Annotated in this window: 16 protein-coding genes; 9 read left to right on the top strand and 7 right to left on the bottom strand. The window is 71.9% G+C overall.

Annotated features, from left to right (window positions below; all coding sequences use genetic code 11):
- Positions 1 to 175 precede the first annotated feature (175 nt).
- Positions 176 to 1,372, top strand: a complete 1,197-nt coding sequence (locus ACIBG4_RS37265; RefSeq protein WP_397206610.1) for an FAD-dependent oxidoreductase — start codon at positions 176 to 178, stop codon at positions 1,370 to 1,372.
- Between the two features lie 21 nt (positions 1,373 to 1,393).
- On the opposite strand, the gene ACIBG4_RS37260 is transcribed toward ACIBG4_RS37265, so the two are convergent.
- The gene (locus ACIBG4_RS37260; protein WP_397206608.1) at positions 1,394 to 2,002 is read right to left on the bottom strand and encodes a dihydrofolate reductase family protein; all 609 of its coding nucleotides are present in this window, start codon (positions 2,000 to 2,002) and stop codon (positions 1,394 to 1,396) included.
- A gap of 244 nt (positions 2,003 to 2,246) precedes the next feature.
- Between ACIBG4_RS37260 and ACIBG4_RS37255 the strand changes: the two genes are divergently transcribed.
- Entirely contained in the window at positions 2,247 to 2,957 is a 711-nt protein-coding gene (locus tag ACIBG4_RS37255; protein WP_397206606.1) for a DUF4328 domain-containing protein, read from the top strand.
- Here ACIBG4_RS37255 and ACIBG4_RS37250 read toward each other — a convergent pair.
- Complete coding sequence (locus ACIBG4_RS37250; RefSeq protein ID WP_397206604.1) at positions 2,948 to 3,742, bottom strand: class I SAM-dependent methyltransferase; 795 nt, start codon at positions 3,740 to 3,742, stop codon at positions 2,948 to 2,950. The genes ACIBG4_RS37255 and ACIBG4_RS37250 overlap by 10 nt on opposite strands.
- Before the next feature lie 98 nt (positions 3,743 to 3,840).
- Complete coding sequence (locus tag ACIBG4_RS37245) at positions 3,841 to 4,458, bottom strand: LysE family translocator (RefSeq protein WP_397206602.1); 618 nt, start codon at positions 4,456 to 4,458, stop codon at positions 3,841 to 3,843.
- A 110-nt stretch (positions 4,459 to 4,568) separates the two neighbouring features.
- On the opposite strand from ACIBG4_RS37245, the gene ACIBG4_RS37240 reads away from it, so the two are divergent.
- The gene (locus tag ACIBG4_RS37240; protein ID WP_310713806.1) at positions 4,569 to 5,021 is read left to right on the top strand and encodes an Lrp/AsnC family transcriptional regulator; all 453 of its coding nucleotides are present in this window, start codon (positions 4,569 to 4,571) and stop codon (positions 5,019 to 5,021) included.
- A gap of 4 nt (positions 5,022 to 5,025) precedes the next feature.
- On the opposite strand, the gene ACIBG4_RS37235 is transcribed toward ACIBG4_RS37240, so the two are convergent.
- On the bottom strand, positions 5,026 to 5,718 hold the full coding sequence (locus ACIBG4_RS37235) for a hypothetical protein (protein ID WP_397206600.1): 693 nt from the start codon (positions 5,716 to 5,718) through the stop codon (positions 5,026 to 5,028).
- Between the two features lie 173 nt (positions 5,719 to 5,891).
- Between ACIBG4_RS37235 and ACIBG4_RS37230 the strand changes: the two genes are divergently transcribed.
- The gene (locus ACIBG4_RS37230; protein WP_397206598.1) at positions 5,892 to 6,368 is read left to right on the top strand and encodes a potassium channel family protein; all 477 of its coding nucleotides are present in this window, start codon (positions 5,892 to 5,894) and stop codon (positions 6,366 to 6,368) included.
- Positions 6,369 to 6,809: 441 nt separating this feature from the next.
- On the opposite strand, the gene ACIBG4_RS37225 is transcribed toward ACIBG4_RS37230, so the two are convergent.
- Both ACIBG4_RS37225 and ACIBG4_RS37220 read right to left on the bottom strand, forming a co-directional pair.
- Complete coding sequence (locus tag ACIBG4_RS37225) at positions 6,810 to 7,925, bottom strand: sensor histidine kinase (protein WP_397206596.1); 1,116 nt, start codon at positions 7,923 to 7,925, stop codon at positions 6,810 to 6,812.
- A 53-nt stretch (positions 7,926 to 7,978) separates the two neighbouring features.
- Positions 7,979 to 8,638, bottom strand: a complete 660-nt coding sequence (locus tag ACIBG4_RS37220; RefSeq protein WP_397206594.1) for a response regulator transcription factor — start codon at positions 8,636 to 8,638, stop codon at positions 7,979 to 7,981.
- Positions 8,639 to 8,980: 342 nt separating this feature from the next.
- Here ACIBG4_RS37220 and ACIBG4_RS37215 point away from each other — a divergent pair, with 342 nt between their 5' ends.
- Entirely contained in the window at positions 8,981 to 10,516 is a 1,536-nt protein-coding gene (locus ACIBG4_RS37215) for a hypothetical protein (RefSeq protein WP_397206592.1), read from the top strand.
- Positions 10,517 to 10,539: 23 nt separating this feature from the next.
- On the opposite strand, the gene ACIBG4_RS37210 is transcribed toward ACIBG4_RS37215, so the two are convergent.
- Positions 10,540 to 11,151, bottom strand: a complete 612-nt coding sequence (locus ACIBG4_RS37210; protein ID WP_397206590.1) for an SUKH-4 family immunity protein — start codon at positions 11,149 to 11,151, stop codon at positions 10,540 to 10,542.
- Positions 11,152 to 11,368: 217 nt separating this feature from the next.
- Between ACIBG4_RS37210 and ACIBG4_RS37205 the strand changes: the two genes are divergently transcribed.
- From ACIBG4_RS37205 to ACIBG4_RS37190, 4 genes are all read left to right on the top strand, one after another.
- Complete coding sequence (locus ACIBG4_RS37205) at positions 11,369 to 11,899, top strand: PadR family transcriptional regulator (protein WP_397206588.1); 531 nt, start codon at positions 11,369 to 11,371, stop codon at positions 11,897 to 11,899.
- 129 nt (positions 11,900 to 12,028) lie between these two features.
- Positions 12,029 to 13,042 (top strand): alpha/beta hydrolase, encoded by a 1,014-nt coding sequence (locus ACIBG4_RS37200; protein WP_397206586.1) that lies wholly within the window; start codon positions 12,029 to 12,031, stop codon positions 13,040 to 13,042.
- On the top strand, positions 13,039 to 13,482 hold the full coding sequence (locus tag ACIBG4_RS37195) for a nitroreductase family deazaflavin-dependent oxidoreductase (RefSeq protein WP_397206584.1): 444 nt from the start codon (positions 13,039 to 13,041) through the stop codon (positions 13,480 to 13,482). The genes ACIBG4_RS37200 and ACIBG4_RS37195 overlap by 4 nt, the downstream gene beginning before the upstream one ends.
- Before the next feature lie 204 nt (positions 13,483 to 13,686).
- Complete coding sequence (locus tag ACIBG4_RS37190) at positions 13,687 to 15,429, top strand: cellulase family glycosylhydrolase (RefSeq protein ID WP_397206582.1); 1,743 nt, start codon at positions 13,687 to 13,689, stop codon at positions 15,427 to 15,429.
- Positions 15,430 to 15,437 lie beyond the last annotated feature (8 nt).

The following is a 15,437-nucleotide window of genomic DNA, read 5'->3' as shown; positions in this document are numbered from 1 at the left end:
CAGCACCCGCCGCAGGCCGGACGTACGTCTTCGACCAGCGCGACGTCGCCGCGTCGGCCGGTCCACACACACCTCCCTGGTCGATGCATGCCGCGCCGCCGGGGGTTGACACGCCGGTGCCTCCCACGTGAACAATGTACACGTGAACGTTGTTCACTTAGACGGGAGGGTCACGGTGACACGGATTCTGGTGATCGGGGCAGGGCTCGGCGGGCTGACGCTCGCGCACGCGCTGGTTCGCGCCGGCCTGGACGTACGCGTGTACGAGGCCGACGACGGCAGCGGCGAGCGGGCCCAGGGCTACCGGATCGGGCTCGCGCCGCCGGCGATGGAGGCGTTGCGCGGCAGCTTGCCGCAGCGGCTGTACGAGCTGGTCGAGGCCACCAGCGGCAGCCTGGCCGGGCCGGGGCTGCTGTTCGACGAGCAGCTCACGCTGCTGAGCGGCGACCTGCCGGGACCGCCGGAGGAGGCGAGGGCGTTCGACCGGCAGGTGCTGCGCCGGATCCTGCTCGGGGACCTCGGGCGGCGGGTCGAGCACGGCAAGCGGCTGACAGGCGTCGCCGAGGAGGCGGACGGGACCGTGACCGCGCGTTTCGCCGACGGCACGCGGGCCACGGGCGAGGTGCTGGTCGGCGCCGACGGCGGGAACTCCGTGGTGCGGCGGTACCTGGCGCCCGAGGTGGGGCTCGTCGACGCGGACCTGTGCGGGGCGATGGGCCGCACCCCGCTCACCGGCCGCTTCCTGGAGCTGGTCCCGGGGCGCGGCACGATGGTGAAGGGCCCCGGCACCACGCTGATGCTGGGTCGGATGGAGTTCGGCCGGGAGCCGTCCGCGGCCGCCGCCGAGCTGGCCCCCGGCCTGGACATGCCGTACCGGGACAGCTATGTGAGATGGGTGCTGCTGGTGCCGCCGGGGCACCCGGCGGCACGCGAGAGCGGCTGGAGCGACGCGCGCGAGCCGGCGCTGGAGCTCATCGACGGATGGCACCCCGACCTGCGGGACCTGGTGCGCGGTGCCGACATGAGCGCCGTCGGCCGGTCCAAGGTCTTCGACCGGCCGATGCCGCCCTGGCCGGCAGGCCGCGTCACGCTGCTCGGCGACGCCGCGCACCTCACCCTGGCCAGCGGCGGCAACGGGGCGAACACCGCGCTGCTGGACGCCGTCCTGCTGGCCGAGCTGCTGGCCGAGGCCGGCCGGGGCGAGCGCGACCTCGCCTCGGCGCTCGCGGAGTACCAGGCGGAGCTGCTGGAGCGCGGGAACGCCGCGGTGGAGGCCGGCAAGCGAGCGCAAAGCAGGTTCGTCCCGTCCGCCGTCCCGTCCGCCGTCGCGGGCGACGGGAAGGGGGAGCGCCCGGTCGGGGGGACCCCCTGAACGGCCCGGCCCGCGTGCGCGTCAGACGACGGAGCCGTACGAGGGCTTGCCCGCCCAGTCGTAGGTGACGTAGACGACGCCGGCGCCCGTGGTCCTCGATCCGGTGAGCTTCAGCCCGGCAGGGGCGGTGCCCTCGGCGAACAGGCGCTTCCCCTCGCCCAGGATGACGGGGAAGACCAGCAGGCGGTACTCGTCCACCAGCTCGGCCCGCTGCAGGGTGCGCAGCAGGTCGCTGCTGCCCTGGACGAGGATCTCGCCGTCGGTCTCGCGCTTCAGGTCGGCGACCGTCTGGGCGGCGTCGCCCACCAGCACCCGGGTGTTGCGCCACGTGGCGTCCATCGGCGTCCTCGTGGTGACGTACTTGGGCATGCTGTTGATCTCGGCGCTGCCCTCCTCGTCGGGCACGTTCGGCCAGTGCGAGGAGAGGATGTCGTACGACCGGCGGCCCAGGAGCATCCCGTCCGCGCGGGCGAGCTGCTCGCCCATGATCTCGCCGAAGCCCTCGTCCACGTGCGGGGGCAGCCATCCGCCGTGCGGGAAGTCGTGGGAGTCGTCCTCGCCGGGGCCGCCGGGACCCTGCATGACGCCGTCCAGTGAAAGGAACGCCGAGACCACCAGCCTGCTCGCCATCTTCTGCTCCCTGTGTCGCGTTTCGTCGCGGCGCCCCCCGTGAGGGCCGCCGTCCTCGTGTGCCTTCAGCTTCGCGCAGCCCGTTTACGGCTTCCTTAAGGCTTTCCTACGGTGCGAGCGGGCGCGGCCGGGGAGTCCCAAGTTGATCACGAAAGGGTGCGGGGTGGAAGACGCCCTCCCGCAGGGCCCGCCGTGCCGGTGATACTGGCGGGTCGTCCCATGGATCCGTTGTGAAGGGCGTGACGTGTACCCCCCATCGTCGCCATCGCCATCGGCATGGCAGCCACCGCTGCCGCTGCGGCCGGTACGCAGCCTGGCCAACCTCGCTCTCGGCGCGCTCGCGCTCGACTGCCTGGCGGGCGTGGCGTCCGCCGCGTCGGACGTGTGGGAGGTGTCGGTCATCGACCGCCTGCTGACCGACCCCTACTCGGTCAGCGACGCCGAGCTCGACGCGAGCGACCTCGTCTACACCGGCTCGGCGTTCGTGCAGAAGGGGACGTTCGTGGTGGCCGCCGTGGCGTTCCTCGTCTGGCTCTTCCGGGTCCGGTCGAACGCCGAGCTGCTGGCGCCGGACGGGCACCGGCATCCCAGGCCCTGGCTCGTCCTCGCCTGGGCGGTGCCGATCGTCTGCTGGTGGTATCCCAAGCAGCTGGTCGACGACATCTGGGCCGCCTCCCGGCCGGCCGCCCCGCCGCGCCGGCTCCGGGTGATCACCGCCTGGTGGACGCTCTGGGTGCTCACCTCGGCGGTGACCTACGTGGCGAGCCGCGTCCTCGGCCAGGCCGACGAGGTGGAGTCTCTGGACGATCTGGAGGGCCTGGCGGTCGTGGCCATGGCCGACATGGGGAGCGTCGCGCTGTGGATCGTCGTCGCGGCCCTGGCGGCGTCGATGATCGGCCGCATCACCGACGCCCAGGAAGCCCTGACCACGAGGCAGGTGGCCGTTCAGCTGTGACGATCCCGGTAGGCGGCGGTCAGCATGTGGCCGCTGACGCCGAGGAGCGACGGCACGCTCTCCATGGAGCGCTGGGCGTCGAGGAGGAGCGTGCGGCGTTCCGGGTCGTCGAGCCAGTCGTCGATGTCGCCGTAGAGCCAGAAGGCGCCCTCCAGCCCGTACCGCCGGGCCTCGGGCAGCCCGGCGTCGGCGAACTCGCCCGGAACCTCGTCCGGATCGTGGAAGTAGGCCGTGAAGCCGTGCCCGGGGGAGAACATGATCCCGTCGGTCGCGGCGGCGTGCGCCGCCTGCCGCTCACGCTCGCCCAGGTAGTCGCCCAGGTACACGGTGTCGTGGACGGCCGCGTGGCGGTTGATGGTGGCGGCTGCCACCAGGCCGCCAGGCCGTACGGCGCGCCGGGCCTCCGACAGGGCTCGCACCCGGTCGGTTCGCTCGGAAAGGTGGTAGAGCGGCCCCAGCAGCAGAACCGCGTCCACGCCCGCGTCCGGAACCGGCAGATGGCGGGCGTCGCCCAGCCGCGCGCTCACCCCGCGCAGCTCCGCGGCGCGCTCGACGTGCAGGGGGACCGGATCCAGCAACTCCACGTCGTAGCCGTCGGCGCTCAGCCACTCGGCGTGCACCCCGGTTCCGCCGCCCACGTCCAGCACGCGCGCCGGCGCCGGCGGCAGTGTGCGGCGCAGCACGTCCTGCGTGCGCCAGAACTCCCACCGGCCGCGCCCCTCGCGCAGCCTGCCGTGCTCCCTGTCCTGCTCGTAGTAGGCGAGCAGCTCCCGTGTCACCGTCATACCCGATCATGTGCGGGGGCCCGGACCTCCGGCAAGCGGTTTGTCGGGCGCTCGCTCGCCGCTTGCCCGCCGTGCGCCGAGGTTTCCGCGGTACGCCGTCAGCGCAGCAGGTGGTCGATGATGAGCCAGGCGCCGATGGCGGCCATGGCGGCTCCCGACAGGCGGCTGATGAGGCGGGCGGCGGCGGGGCGGCCGTGCAGGACGACCCGGGTGAGCCGGCCCACGCCGAGGTAGAACAGCCCACAGGTGATCATGAAGGTCAGGCCGAGCACGCCGATCTGCGCGGACACCGGCCAGGCGCCGTGCAGGTTCGTGAACTGCGGGAGCAGGGCGAGGAAGATCAGCAGGCCCTTGGGGTTGAGCGCGCTGACGCCGATGCCGCGCAGGAAGACGGCCCGGTCGGTGCCGGCGGCGGCCTCCCGCGGGGAGGCGGGGGTGGAGGGGCGGGCGAAGGTCATGGCGCCGTGCCACACCAGGTAGAGGCCGCCCACCAGGGTGAGGCCGGTGAGGATGACCGGGTTCCCGGCGACCAGGGCGCCCACGCCGGCCGCGACGACGACGGTGATGGCCGCGTAGCCGACGACCAGCCCGCCAACCGCCGGGGCCACGGAGCGGCCGCGCAGCCCGGCGCCGATGGTGAACGCCCAGTCGGCGCCCGGGACGACGATGAGCAGGAGTGCGACCGCCCAGAAGGCGAGCACGGAACTGGCGGCCATGGAGCAGAATCCCCCCGCTAGCTGGTCATACGGGAAGAATAGTGCTCATCGCGCCGAAGAGGCTTCCAACTTCCGCCCGTCCAAGGCGCTTCGGTGGAAGAATCTGCTCCATGGACGCGATCGACCGGAAGATTCTTGCGCTGCTGCAGCAGGACGGCCGTCTGACGGTCACCGAGTTGGCGGCGCGGGTGGGCCTCAGCGTGTCGCCGTGCCATCGCCGGCTCCGTGAGCTCGAACGCGGCGGGACGATCCGCGGCTACCGGGCGATCGTGGACGCCGCGGCCCTCGGGCTGACGTTCCAGGCGCTGGTGTTCGTCACCATGCGCCAGGAGGACCGCGAGACGCTCCTGGGGTTCGAGGCGGCCGTCGCCCGGGTGCCGGAGGTGGTGCAGGCGCAGCGGCTGTTCGGCGACCCCGATTACCTGTTGCGGATCGTCACCGCCGACCTGACCGCGTACCAGGAGCTGGAGGACGACGTCCTGGCCGCGCTCCCCGGCGTGCAGAGGCTGAACTCCACCCTCGTGATGAAGCACGTGGTGGACGACCGGCCCCTGCCCACGTGACGGCCTACCCCTGCGCCGGGACGGCCGTCCTGTCGTGGACGGCGGACGGGTAGTAGGCGACCCACGCCTCGTCACCCATGCGCAGGATCTTCAGCCCCGTCCAGCCCAGGCCGATCACCGGCAGGGCCCAGAACGCCACGGTCGCGGGCCCGTACTCAAGGGGGAAGGAGGCGACGTACCCGATGAACACCAGCAGCGGCACCCACCAGCCGACGAAGCCCGCCCGCCACACGGCCACGGTCAGCAGCGGCAGGCCGAGGACCGCGAAGAAGATCCACGGCATGTGGAAGCCGATGACGACGCCGGGCAGGTTCAGCATCTCGTCGAGGATCTTCTGCGCCTGCTCCGGCGGGTAGTGCCGGCCCAGCCACCACTCGACCGGGTCGCTCATCAGCAGCGCGGAGGTGGAGATGTACCCGATGACCGTCGCCGCGCCCGCGATGTGGCCGAGCCTGGTCGCCTTGCGCCGGGTGAGATGGGCCAGGCCGAGGGCCGCGACGGCCATCAGCATCCAGCTCCAGTGGTACAGCGCCGATTCGGTCTGCGCGAGCGCGGGGTTGTCGCCGTAGCTGACCGCCTCCCTGTCGTCGCCCCAGGTGCCGGGATCGACGACGACGGCCACGGCCTGGAGCAGCGGGGCCACGATGAGGACGGTGCCGGCCGCCACGCGGCGAAATGTCACCTGGTCGTTGAACATGCCGCTGACGTTAGAAGTCGGGGGCGCCTGCCGTCGTCCGCCTGCGGGGCGACGGGGCGTCACCTCCGAGACGGAGAAGATCCCCGACATTCTTGGGCGATTCCATACCGTGTCCCGCGTTGCGCGCCGGGCGACCGCGGAACGTTGACCGCATGTCCCCTTACGGAGCCCGCATGCTGGCATGGACGCGGACGGCGGGCGCCATCGCGGTCGTCACCGGCCTCTACTTCGTCGTGCCACTGCCGCAGGCGGGGGCGGGAGGTGGCCTGTTCCAGTGGCGCTCCTTCGCGTCCCTGGCGGGTCTGGCCGTCCTGACCTGGCTGCTCACGCGGCAGGTGCAGCGGGCGCTGCGCCCGGAACGGCTCCTGGTGGAGCAGGTCACGATGCTGCTGACCGGCGTCAACCTGGTGGTGGTCTTCTTCGCGGCCACGTACGTGGTGATGGCCGACCAGTTCGCCGGGATCCGCACCAGGCTGGACGCGCTGTACTTCGCGGTGGTGACGCTGGGCACGATCGGGTACGGCGACATCGTTCCCATCGGCCAGGCGGCGAAGGCGGCGGTCATCGTGCAGACGGTGTTCGACCTGGTCATCGTCACCTCGGCCATCACGATCGTCGTCAGCGCGCTGCGCCCGCGCGGACGGCCATGAGGCTTTCGTCCAGGGGCTACGCGGCGGAGGCCTCCCATTCGTGACAGGGGCTGAGGGGGTGGTGCCGGTAGATGGTGCCGACGGCCTCTCCGCTCAGCTTCAGGCTGACTTCCTGACTCACGGGGCCGCACACGCACTGCGGGGACATCTCATGCCCCACCGCGTCGTCGACCGGTCGCACGTGAACAATCTGGTGCATCGGATTTCTCCAGGGAGAGGTAAACGCCCTGGCAGTTTACCCTCTATATGCCCATATGTCGCTTTTATCTCTTCTATCGAGACGCGCGAGGCCGTCCTTCGAGGACCTCATCCGGACTTTCGGCACCGGTTGCCCATGACCGGGCACGAGCTGGCGGACATCGCCTCCCGAGGGCGACAGTGATCTACAATGTAAAGGGCCGGGCTTGCAGGGGAGGACCCGCGCAGGAGCCGTCCCCGACATCAGAAGTCGCTCGCAGGAGAGGTGTGCGCGAACCGCACAGTGACGGACAGGCCGCCTTCAGGGCGTGCACCGGTGGTGAGGGTGGCGTGGTGGGCCTGCGTGACGGCGCTGACGATGGCGAGGCCGAGGCCGTAGCCGTCGTGGTGGCCGTGACGCTCCGGTGCCAGTTTCTGGAAGGGTTGGAAGAGGCGCCGGATCTGGTCGCCGGGGACGGTCGGCCCGCTGTTGGTGACCGTGAGAGTCGCCTCCGTGCCGGAGGTCTGCGTGGTGACCTCGACATGCCCGCCTGCGTGGTTGTGGCGGATGGCGTTGTCGACGAGGTTGGCGACGAGGCTTTCGACCAGTCTCGGGTCTCCGGCCGTCACTGCGGGCGCCAGGTGTCCGGCGAGGTCGATGCCCTTTTTAGTGGCTTGGTCGCGGCGGGTGGCGAGCACCCCTTCGACGACCTGGGCGAGGTCGAGGGTGTCCCAGCGGGTGACGCCGCGCTCGCTGGTGGCCAGAGCGAGCAGTGCCTGGACGAGCCGCTCCTGGTGGCCGCCGAGAGCGAGGGCCTCCTGGCAGACCGAGCGCAGGGTGTCGGCGCCGGCGTCGGGGTCGGCGAGGGCGACCTCGAGGAGGGTGCGCAGGCCGGCCAGTGGGGTGAGCAGCTCGTGGGAGGCGTTGGCGACGAAATGGCGTTGGGCGTCGAAGGAGGCTTGCAGGCGGGCGAACAGGTCGTCGAGGGTGTGGCCGAGTTCGGTCAGCTCGTCGGCGGGCTCGCCGAGAGCGAGTCGCCGGTGGAGGTCGCCGGCGGAGATGCTCTTGGCGGTGGCGGTGATGGCGCGCAGCGGGCGCAGGAACCGGCCGGCGACGAACCAGCCGAGAGCCAGGGCGACGGGAATCAGGACGACCAGGGCGACGGCGGAGCCCATGAGGAGTTGGGGCAGGCTGATCCCGGGCCCGGCCTGGGGCATCGCGCTCGACGGGGGGCCGCCTTCGGGTACGGCCGCATCGATGCTGGACAGCGGGACGGCGACGAGGACGAGCACGAGGACTCCGGCGGCGTAGATGCCCGCCGCGTAGGCGAGCGCCAGCCGCGTCTGCAGGGACCTTCTGGCGAGCGTCTGAGGGGGCATGACGGTCCTACGCGTTGACGCGCTCCGCTGCACCCCAGCTGAAGGCCGGAGCACTACGCACCGAGCCGGTAGCCGGCTTCGCGGACGGTCTCGATCACAGGAGGGTCGCCGAGCTTGGCCCGCAGCCGGTGCATGGTGTGCTTGACGGCGCTGCTGAAGGGGTCGGCGGCCTCGTCCCAGACGCGTTCGAGCAGCTCCTCGGCCGAGATGACCAGTCCGGGTACGGCGAGCAGGCATTCGAGCAGCGCGAACTCGCGGGGGCTCAGGTCAAGGCGCCGGCCCGCCCGGGACGCGGTACGGCGGGCCGGATCGAGGGTGATGTCCCCGTATGCCAGGGTGGGCGGGAGCGGCGGGGCGGCGCGGCGGGCCAGGGCACGGACGCGGGCGACCAGTTCGGCGAACGCGAACGGCTTGGGCAGGTAGTCGTCGGCGCCGAGGCCGAGCCCGTCGACGCGGTCCTCGATCGTGCCGGAGGCGGTGAGCATCAGGACGCGCGTCTCACAGCGGCCGTGGGCGAGCCGCCGGCAGATCTCGTCGCCGTGGACGCCGGGCAGGTCGCGGTCGAGGATCACCACGTCGTAGCGGATGGCGGCCAGGCGGTCGAGGGCGGCGGTTCCGTCCAGGACGACGTCGACGGCCATGCCCTCGCGGCGCAGCCCCGTTCCGATGGAGCGGGCGAGGACCTCGAAGTCCTCGACGACGAGGACCCTCACCGCCGCTCACCGCCGGTCATCGTGCGGGCGCGGCGGCCCGGTCGAGGTGCCATGGTGCAACGATGCCAGATCCCGGGTCTCAGCCAGGTCGCAGCCGCTGCGACCCGGGTGGAACCGGAGGCCGCGTACAACCGTCGGCATGAGTCCATCCACCAACCCCATGAGCGCCCCGGGGAACATCGTCGCCGGGCCGCGCAAGCGATATGAGGCGTTCCTGGCGGGGCCGGCGACCGGCTCCGTGCGGCCGCACGGAGCGGGGGAGTCCGCCTCGGCGGCGGGTCGCCCTGCGGATCGGACCGAGGTGCCGGTCCATCGCGCCGCGACGTCCACGGAGGTGTCACGGTGACCCCTTCCGGTACGCCCCACCGCTCCAGCCGGCGGGCCGGGTGGGACGGCTTCCCCCGGTTGCTGCACGAGCAGTGGACCACGTTTCGTGCCTCGCGCGGCTGGGCGCTCGCCATGGCGGCCTCCGTCCTGGTCACCGTGTCGCTCGGCCTGCTGATCGCCGGGGGAGTGCGCAGCAGCTGCGTGACGGGGAAGGGCGAGGGCCCCTGCCCCGCGCCGCTGGTGGGTCCCGACGGCACCGCGGTGAAGGACAAGTACTACTTCGTGCACCAGCCACTCAAGGGGAACGGCAGCCTCACCGCCCGTGTGTCGGACATGACGGGGCAGATCCGGCTGCCGGACGCCGTACCCGGGGTGCGCAACATCAAGGAGGGAGTGGTGCCGTGGGCCAAGGCCGGAATCCTCGTCAGGCAGAGCCTCAAGCAGGGCACACCGTATGCCGCCGTCATGCTCACCGGAGAGCACGGCGTGCGGATGCAGTACAACTTCACCCACGACGTGCCCGGCGGCCCGCACAACGGCCCGCAGTGGCTGCGGCTGATCAGGTCAGGCGACACCATCACCGGCTACGAGTCGGACGACGGCGGGACGTGGACCGAGGTCGGGGCGGTCAAGCTGACCGGGCTTCCGGAGACGGTCGAGATCGGGCTGTTCGCCACCTCACCGGGAGCCTTGTGGGAGACGGCGCGAGCCTTCGCCCAGGCCACCGCCACCTTCGACCAGATCAAGGTGCAGGGCGCGAACGGTTCGTGGCGCCGCGACGACGTCGGCGTCTCCCTGGAGTCCGACGGCAGGACCCCGCATCACCCGGGCGGGGTCGTCGAGTCCGGTGACAAGCTCATCGTGACCGGGGGTGGCGACATCGGGCCCGCCACGGTGGAGGGCGGTGTGCGCGCCGACCTCATGCTGATCGGCGGGGCCCTGGGGCTGATCCCGGTGCTCGTGGCGGGGGTCACGTTCTGCACGGCGGAACGCCGGCGCGGGCCGATCGGGACCGGCCCGCCGGCCGAGCCGCGGCCGGCGCGGCTGCTGGCGGCCAAGGCCGCGGTGGTCGGCGCGGTCGCGTTCGTGGCGGGGCTGGTGGCCGCGGGGGTCGTGGTCCCTGCCGGCCTGGCGATGCTGCGTGCCCATCAGAACCCGGTCCAGCCGATCACTCCCGGCACCGAGCTGCGGGTGATCGTCGGCTACGCGGCGCTGACGGCAGCCGCCGCCGTGCTGGCCCTGGGCCTCGCCGCGCTGGTCGAGCGGGGCATCGTCGCCATCGGGCTGGCCATCGCGCTGGTCGTCGCCCCGTACCTGCTGGCGACCGCGGGGCTGGCGCCATGGCTGCTGACGATCACCCCCGCCGCCGGGTTCGCGATCACGCAGAGCGTCCCCACGTTCGCGCATGTGGACGTGGACCGGTCGCTGCTCGGCGGCTATTACCCGCTCCCGCCATGGGCAGGTCTGGCCGTGGCCTGCGGGTACGCCGCCCTCGCCCTCGGGGCGGCGACAGCCGTGCACCGCAGGAGAGCTTCACGCGCGAAAGGCTGAGCACTTCCTCGCCTTCGTCGGCATCACCCGTAGAGCGAGCGGGCTCCCGGGCTGGTGCCCGTGAAGCGCTGGCCCGCGGCGATCTCGTCGCCGACCACCGACCAGAGGGTCTCGTCGTCCTGGAAGGGGAGCGGGTCGATGCCGCTCGTCTCCTGGCGGATACGCTCGATCTCGCGCTCCAAGCGCTCGAAGCCGGCCTCCTCGTCGCCGCCGCTGAAGGTGAACTCCTCGAGCAGGCGCTGGAACCGGACGGTGACCTGGAGGAGGGAGGAGACGTCCGTGTGGAGCTCCTGCACGGTCTCCTCGTCGGGGTCGAAGGCGTGCACCTTGCCGGAGCCGGGGTCGAGGGCGAGGTGGGCGTTGAGCAGCCAGCCGATGACGGGCCATTCGCCCGCGTCCCCCGGGGCGTCCTCGAGGTCCTCGGTGTAGACGACGTCCTGGACGAGGGGCAGCCGACCGGAGTTCTCGTCGGGCTCGCGCAGCCAGAGCGTCCCGGTGGGGACGCCGACGGTCTGCAGGAGGCGGGCGCCCTCGAGGTCCGCGATGGAGGGCGGGAAGGCGGTGGCGGGCAGGGTCGCGAGCCGGTCGTCGCCGAAGATGTCGGCGAGTTCGCTGCGGGTGACGTCGAAAAGCAACTGCCGGAACTCCGAACTCGGCGGCGGCACGGGCGCCGTGGGACTGTCAGCAGATGTTACCGGTGATCGGGTCCGATCAGGTGTTCGCGGCCCTGCTGGTGGAGGGCCCCGGACGGGGGTTCCGTCGGCCGGCCTGATCGCCCGCCGACCGGCTCAGACCGAGCGTGACGGCTAACCTGGTCCGGGATGCCAGGTACCGCGGCGAGTGAGGGAGACGATGTCGGCGACGCGACTGCTGGTTCTCGGCGTGGTGCGGCAGCACGACCGGGCGCACGGCTACCTGGTGGGCTCCGAGCTGGAGTCGTGGGAGACGGAGAGGTGGGCCGGGCTCAGGTCCGGCTCGATCTACCACGCCCTGCGCCAGCTGGCCAAGGAGGGGCTGCTGGACGCGAGCGAGGTGCACGACTGGCCGGGCCGCGTCGACTACGCCATCAACGAGAAGGGCGAGGCGGAGTTCCTCCAGCTGCTCAGAGGCGCCCTGCGCGTGCCCGACAGACGCCCGGAACTGCTGGGCGCGGCCCTGGTCATGCTGCCCGCGCTGCCCGTGGAGGAAGTGATCGCGCTGCTCAGGGAGCGGGTACGCGCTCTGGAGGACGAACGGGCGCGGATCGTGGCCACGGCCGGTGAGGGAGAGCGCCCAGGGCATGTGGCGGAGCTGTTCGCACTGCGCGCCGCGCAGGCCGAGGGTGACGCGTCGTGGACCCGTGAGCTGATCGGACGGCTGGAACGGGGCGACAAGCCCGCCTGAACGGGACGGCAAGGCGGCTGGAACGGCCGACCTGAACGGTAGGGAACCGGTTTGACGGTGGGGACGTGGGTGCGCCATAGTGCGATACCCAAATTTGGTTAACCAAATTTGGCTACCCGAAGGAGTTCTATGCGCATCACCACCGCGGTGCTTCTGGCGCTCGCCTCGATCCCCGTCACCTCGGCGCCCGCGGCCGCGAACGCCGCCCCCGTCTGCCGATCCATCGGCGCCAAGGTGGCGATGACCGCCGACGGCCCCGCCGACCAGCGCCTGGCCGGCACCCTGTGCCTCCCGCGCGGCCATGCCACCACCGTCCAGTTGCTCATCCCCGGCGGCTTCTACGGCCAGGCGTACTGGCGGATGCGCGGCGACCAGCGGCGGCCCTCGTACGTGGAGACGATGACCGCCGCCGGATACGCCACGCTGGCCATCGACCGGCTCGGCACCGGTGCGAGCTCCTACCCGCCGAGCGCCCGCTTCCGGCAGGACACCCACGAGATCGTCATCCGCCAGCTCATCCGGCGGCTGCGCGAGGGCCGGTTGGGCGGCCGCCGGTTCGCCAAGGTCGTCCTGGTCGGGCACTCGCTGGGCTCGACACTCGCCCGCATTCTGGCCGCCCGGCACCCGGCGGACGTGGACGGCGTCATCCTGACCGGCGAGTCGAGCATGCCCGACACGGCCGCCTTCGAGCAGATGGGCGCGGGCATTTACCGCGCCGCCGACGATCCCCGCTTCGCCGGGCGCGGGCTCGACGACGGTTACCTCACCACCCGGCCCGGCCTGCGGGCCACCTGGTTCTACCACCGGCCCGACGCCGCCCCCGAGGTCATCGCCGCCGACGAGGCCGCCAAGACGACCGACGTCTTCCCGCCCGGCGACTCCTACACCCCGCCCTCGATCAACAAGGGCATCCAGGTCCCCGTACTGATCGTCAACGGCGAGCACGACCGGCTGCTGGCCGGAGCCCGTACGTCCGCCGCGCTGCACGCCCAGGAGGCCCCCTTCTACGGTCCCCGCGCCGAGCTGGAGACCGTCGTGATCCCCGGCGCCGGGCACGTGCTCAACGGCCACCGCACCGCGCCCCGCTGGTTCGCGCAGGCCCGCGCGTGGGCCGACCGGCACGTGGGCGGGGCGGCCCGATGAGCCGGGAGCCGATCGACAGCCCGACCCGGTGGGTGGCCCGGCATGTCAGGAGCTACACCGAGTCCGGCGGCGCCCGCGGTCACCTCTTCCACGGCGCGCCCACCCTGCTGATCACCACGATCGGCCGCCGCTCGGGGCTCCCGCGCCGCACCGCCCTCATCTACGGCCGTGACGCCGGCCGCTACCTCGTGGTCGCCTCCAACGGCGGCGCCGACGTCCATCCGCTCTGGTTCCACAACGTGCTCGCCGAGCCGCGGGTGACGGTGCAGGTCGGCGCCGAGGTGTTCGACGCGGTGGCCCGTCCGGCGGCCGAGGACGAACGGGACCGCCTCTGGGTGACGATGACCGGGCTCTGGCCGCAGTACACGGCCTACCAGCGCAAGACGTCGAGGCGGATCCCGATCGTGGTCGTCCAGCGGGCGGCGGCGGGCGACCGATGACCTGAGAGGGGTGAAAGTTTCAGCGGCGCCGACGGTGTCCTCCGAGGTCGGCACGGATGCCGGCCTGGAGGCCACCGGAGCCGGCTTGCGGAGGCTCCGCAAAGGGGCAGATCGTTTGGGAGCGCTCCCACCCCCCTTGGAGGGCCGATGCCGTCACGGAGAACCCTCATGCACATGCCCCGGAACCCGTGGCGCAGACCCTTGATGGCAGCAGCCGCCGTGCTGCTCGCCGGATCCGGACTCGCCACCGTCCAGACCGCCGCCGACGCCGCCGTGGCGTGTTCGGCCACCTACGCCAAGAGCTGGGACAACGGCACCGGTTTCGGTGCCTCCATCACGGTGACCAACACCGGCGACCCGCTGACCAGCTGGGCCCTGAGCTTCGACTTCCCCGGCAACCAGGTGATCACCCAGATGTGGGGCGGCGTGCCGACCCCCGCCGCGCCCACCCCCGCGGGTGCGGCCGTCACCGTCAAGCCGGAGTCGTACAACGCCGCCAAGGGCACCGGTGCGACCTGGACCGTCGGCTTCAACGGCACCTACACCGGCGCCAACACGTCCCCGACCGTGTCGTGCACCGGCACCGGGTCCGGAGGGACACAGCAGGCCCTGGTGGTCTCGCCCACCAGCGTGAGCGTGCCGGAGGGCAGAACCGGCGCCTACACGGTGCGCCTGCAGTCCCAGCCGTCCGGCAACGTGACGGTCACCAGCACCGCGGGCGCCGGCGACGGCGACATCACCGTGACCGGAGGCGCCGGCCTCACCTTCACCGCCGCCAACTGGAGCACCCCGCAGACCGTGACGCTCGGCGCCGCGGAGGACGCCGACAGCACCAACGGCACCCGGCCGATCAGCGTCGCCTCCTCCGGCCTGACCTCCGTCACCGTCAACGCCACCGAGGCCGACAACGACGCCGTCACCGGCGGCGCGGCGCCCGCTCTGCGCGTCTCCGGCAACCGGCTGGTCACCTCCGCCGGCGCCACGTACCGGCTGCTGGGCGTCAACCGGGCGAGCGGCGAGTTCGCCTGCGTCCAGGGCAAGGGCATGTGGGACAGCGGTCCCGCGGACCAGGCGTCGGTCGACGCGATGAAGGCCTGGAACATCCACGCGGTCCGCATCCCGCTGAACGAGGAGTGCTGGAACGGCACCAACGGCACGCCCAGCGGCGCCACGTACCAGCAGAACGTCAAGGACTACGTGAATCTGCTCGTCGCCAACGGCATCACGCCGATCGTGGAGATGCACTGGAACTACGGCCAGTACACCGGCCAGGGCGCCGGCTGCTCCGACACCACGGCGACCTGCCAGAAGCCGATGCCCGACGCGCAGTACGCGCCGACGTTCTGGAAGGGCGTGGCCACCGCCTTCAAGGGCAACAACGCGGTCGTCTTCGACCTGTTCAACGAGCCGTACCCGGACGCCGCCGCGAACTGGAACGCGACCGCGGGATGGACCTGCTGGCGCGACGGCGGCACCTGCACCGGCATCGGCTACCAGGTGGCCGGCATGCAGTCACTGGTGGACACGGTGCGCGCCACCGGAGCCACCAACGTGATCATGCTCGGTGGCCTGGCCTGGTCCAACGACCTCAGCCAGTGGCTCACCTACAAGCCGTCCGACCCGGCCGGCAACCTCATGGCCGCCTGGCACACCTACAACTTCAACACCTGCTCCAACGTCTCCTGCTGGGACAGCCAGGTCGGCGCCGTCGCCGCGCAGGTGCCGGTGCACGCCGGCGAGATCGGCCAGAACTCCTGCGCCCACGACTACATCGACCAGGTCATGGCCTGGGCCGACGCGCACGGCGTCGGATACACGGCCTGGACGTGGAACCCGTGGGGCTGCAGCCAGGGCAACGTGCTCATCGAGGACTACAACGGAACCCCCACCAGCACCTACGGCGCGGGCTTCAAGGCACACCTGCTCACCCAGAACCCCCTGTCCTAGACAGAACC

Source organism: Nonomuraea sp. NPDC050383, assembly GCF_044459125.1.
GTDB lineage: Bacteria > Actinomycetota > Actinomycetes > Streptosporangiales > Streptosporangiaceae > Nonomuraea.
Note: the sequence above shows the minus strand (reverse complement) of the source record. Positions and strands in the feature narration are given on the sequence as shown.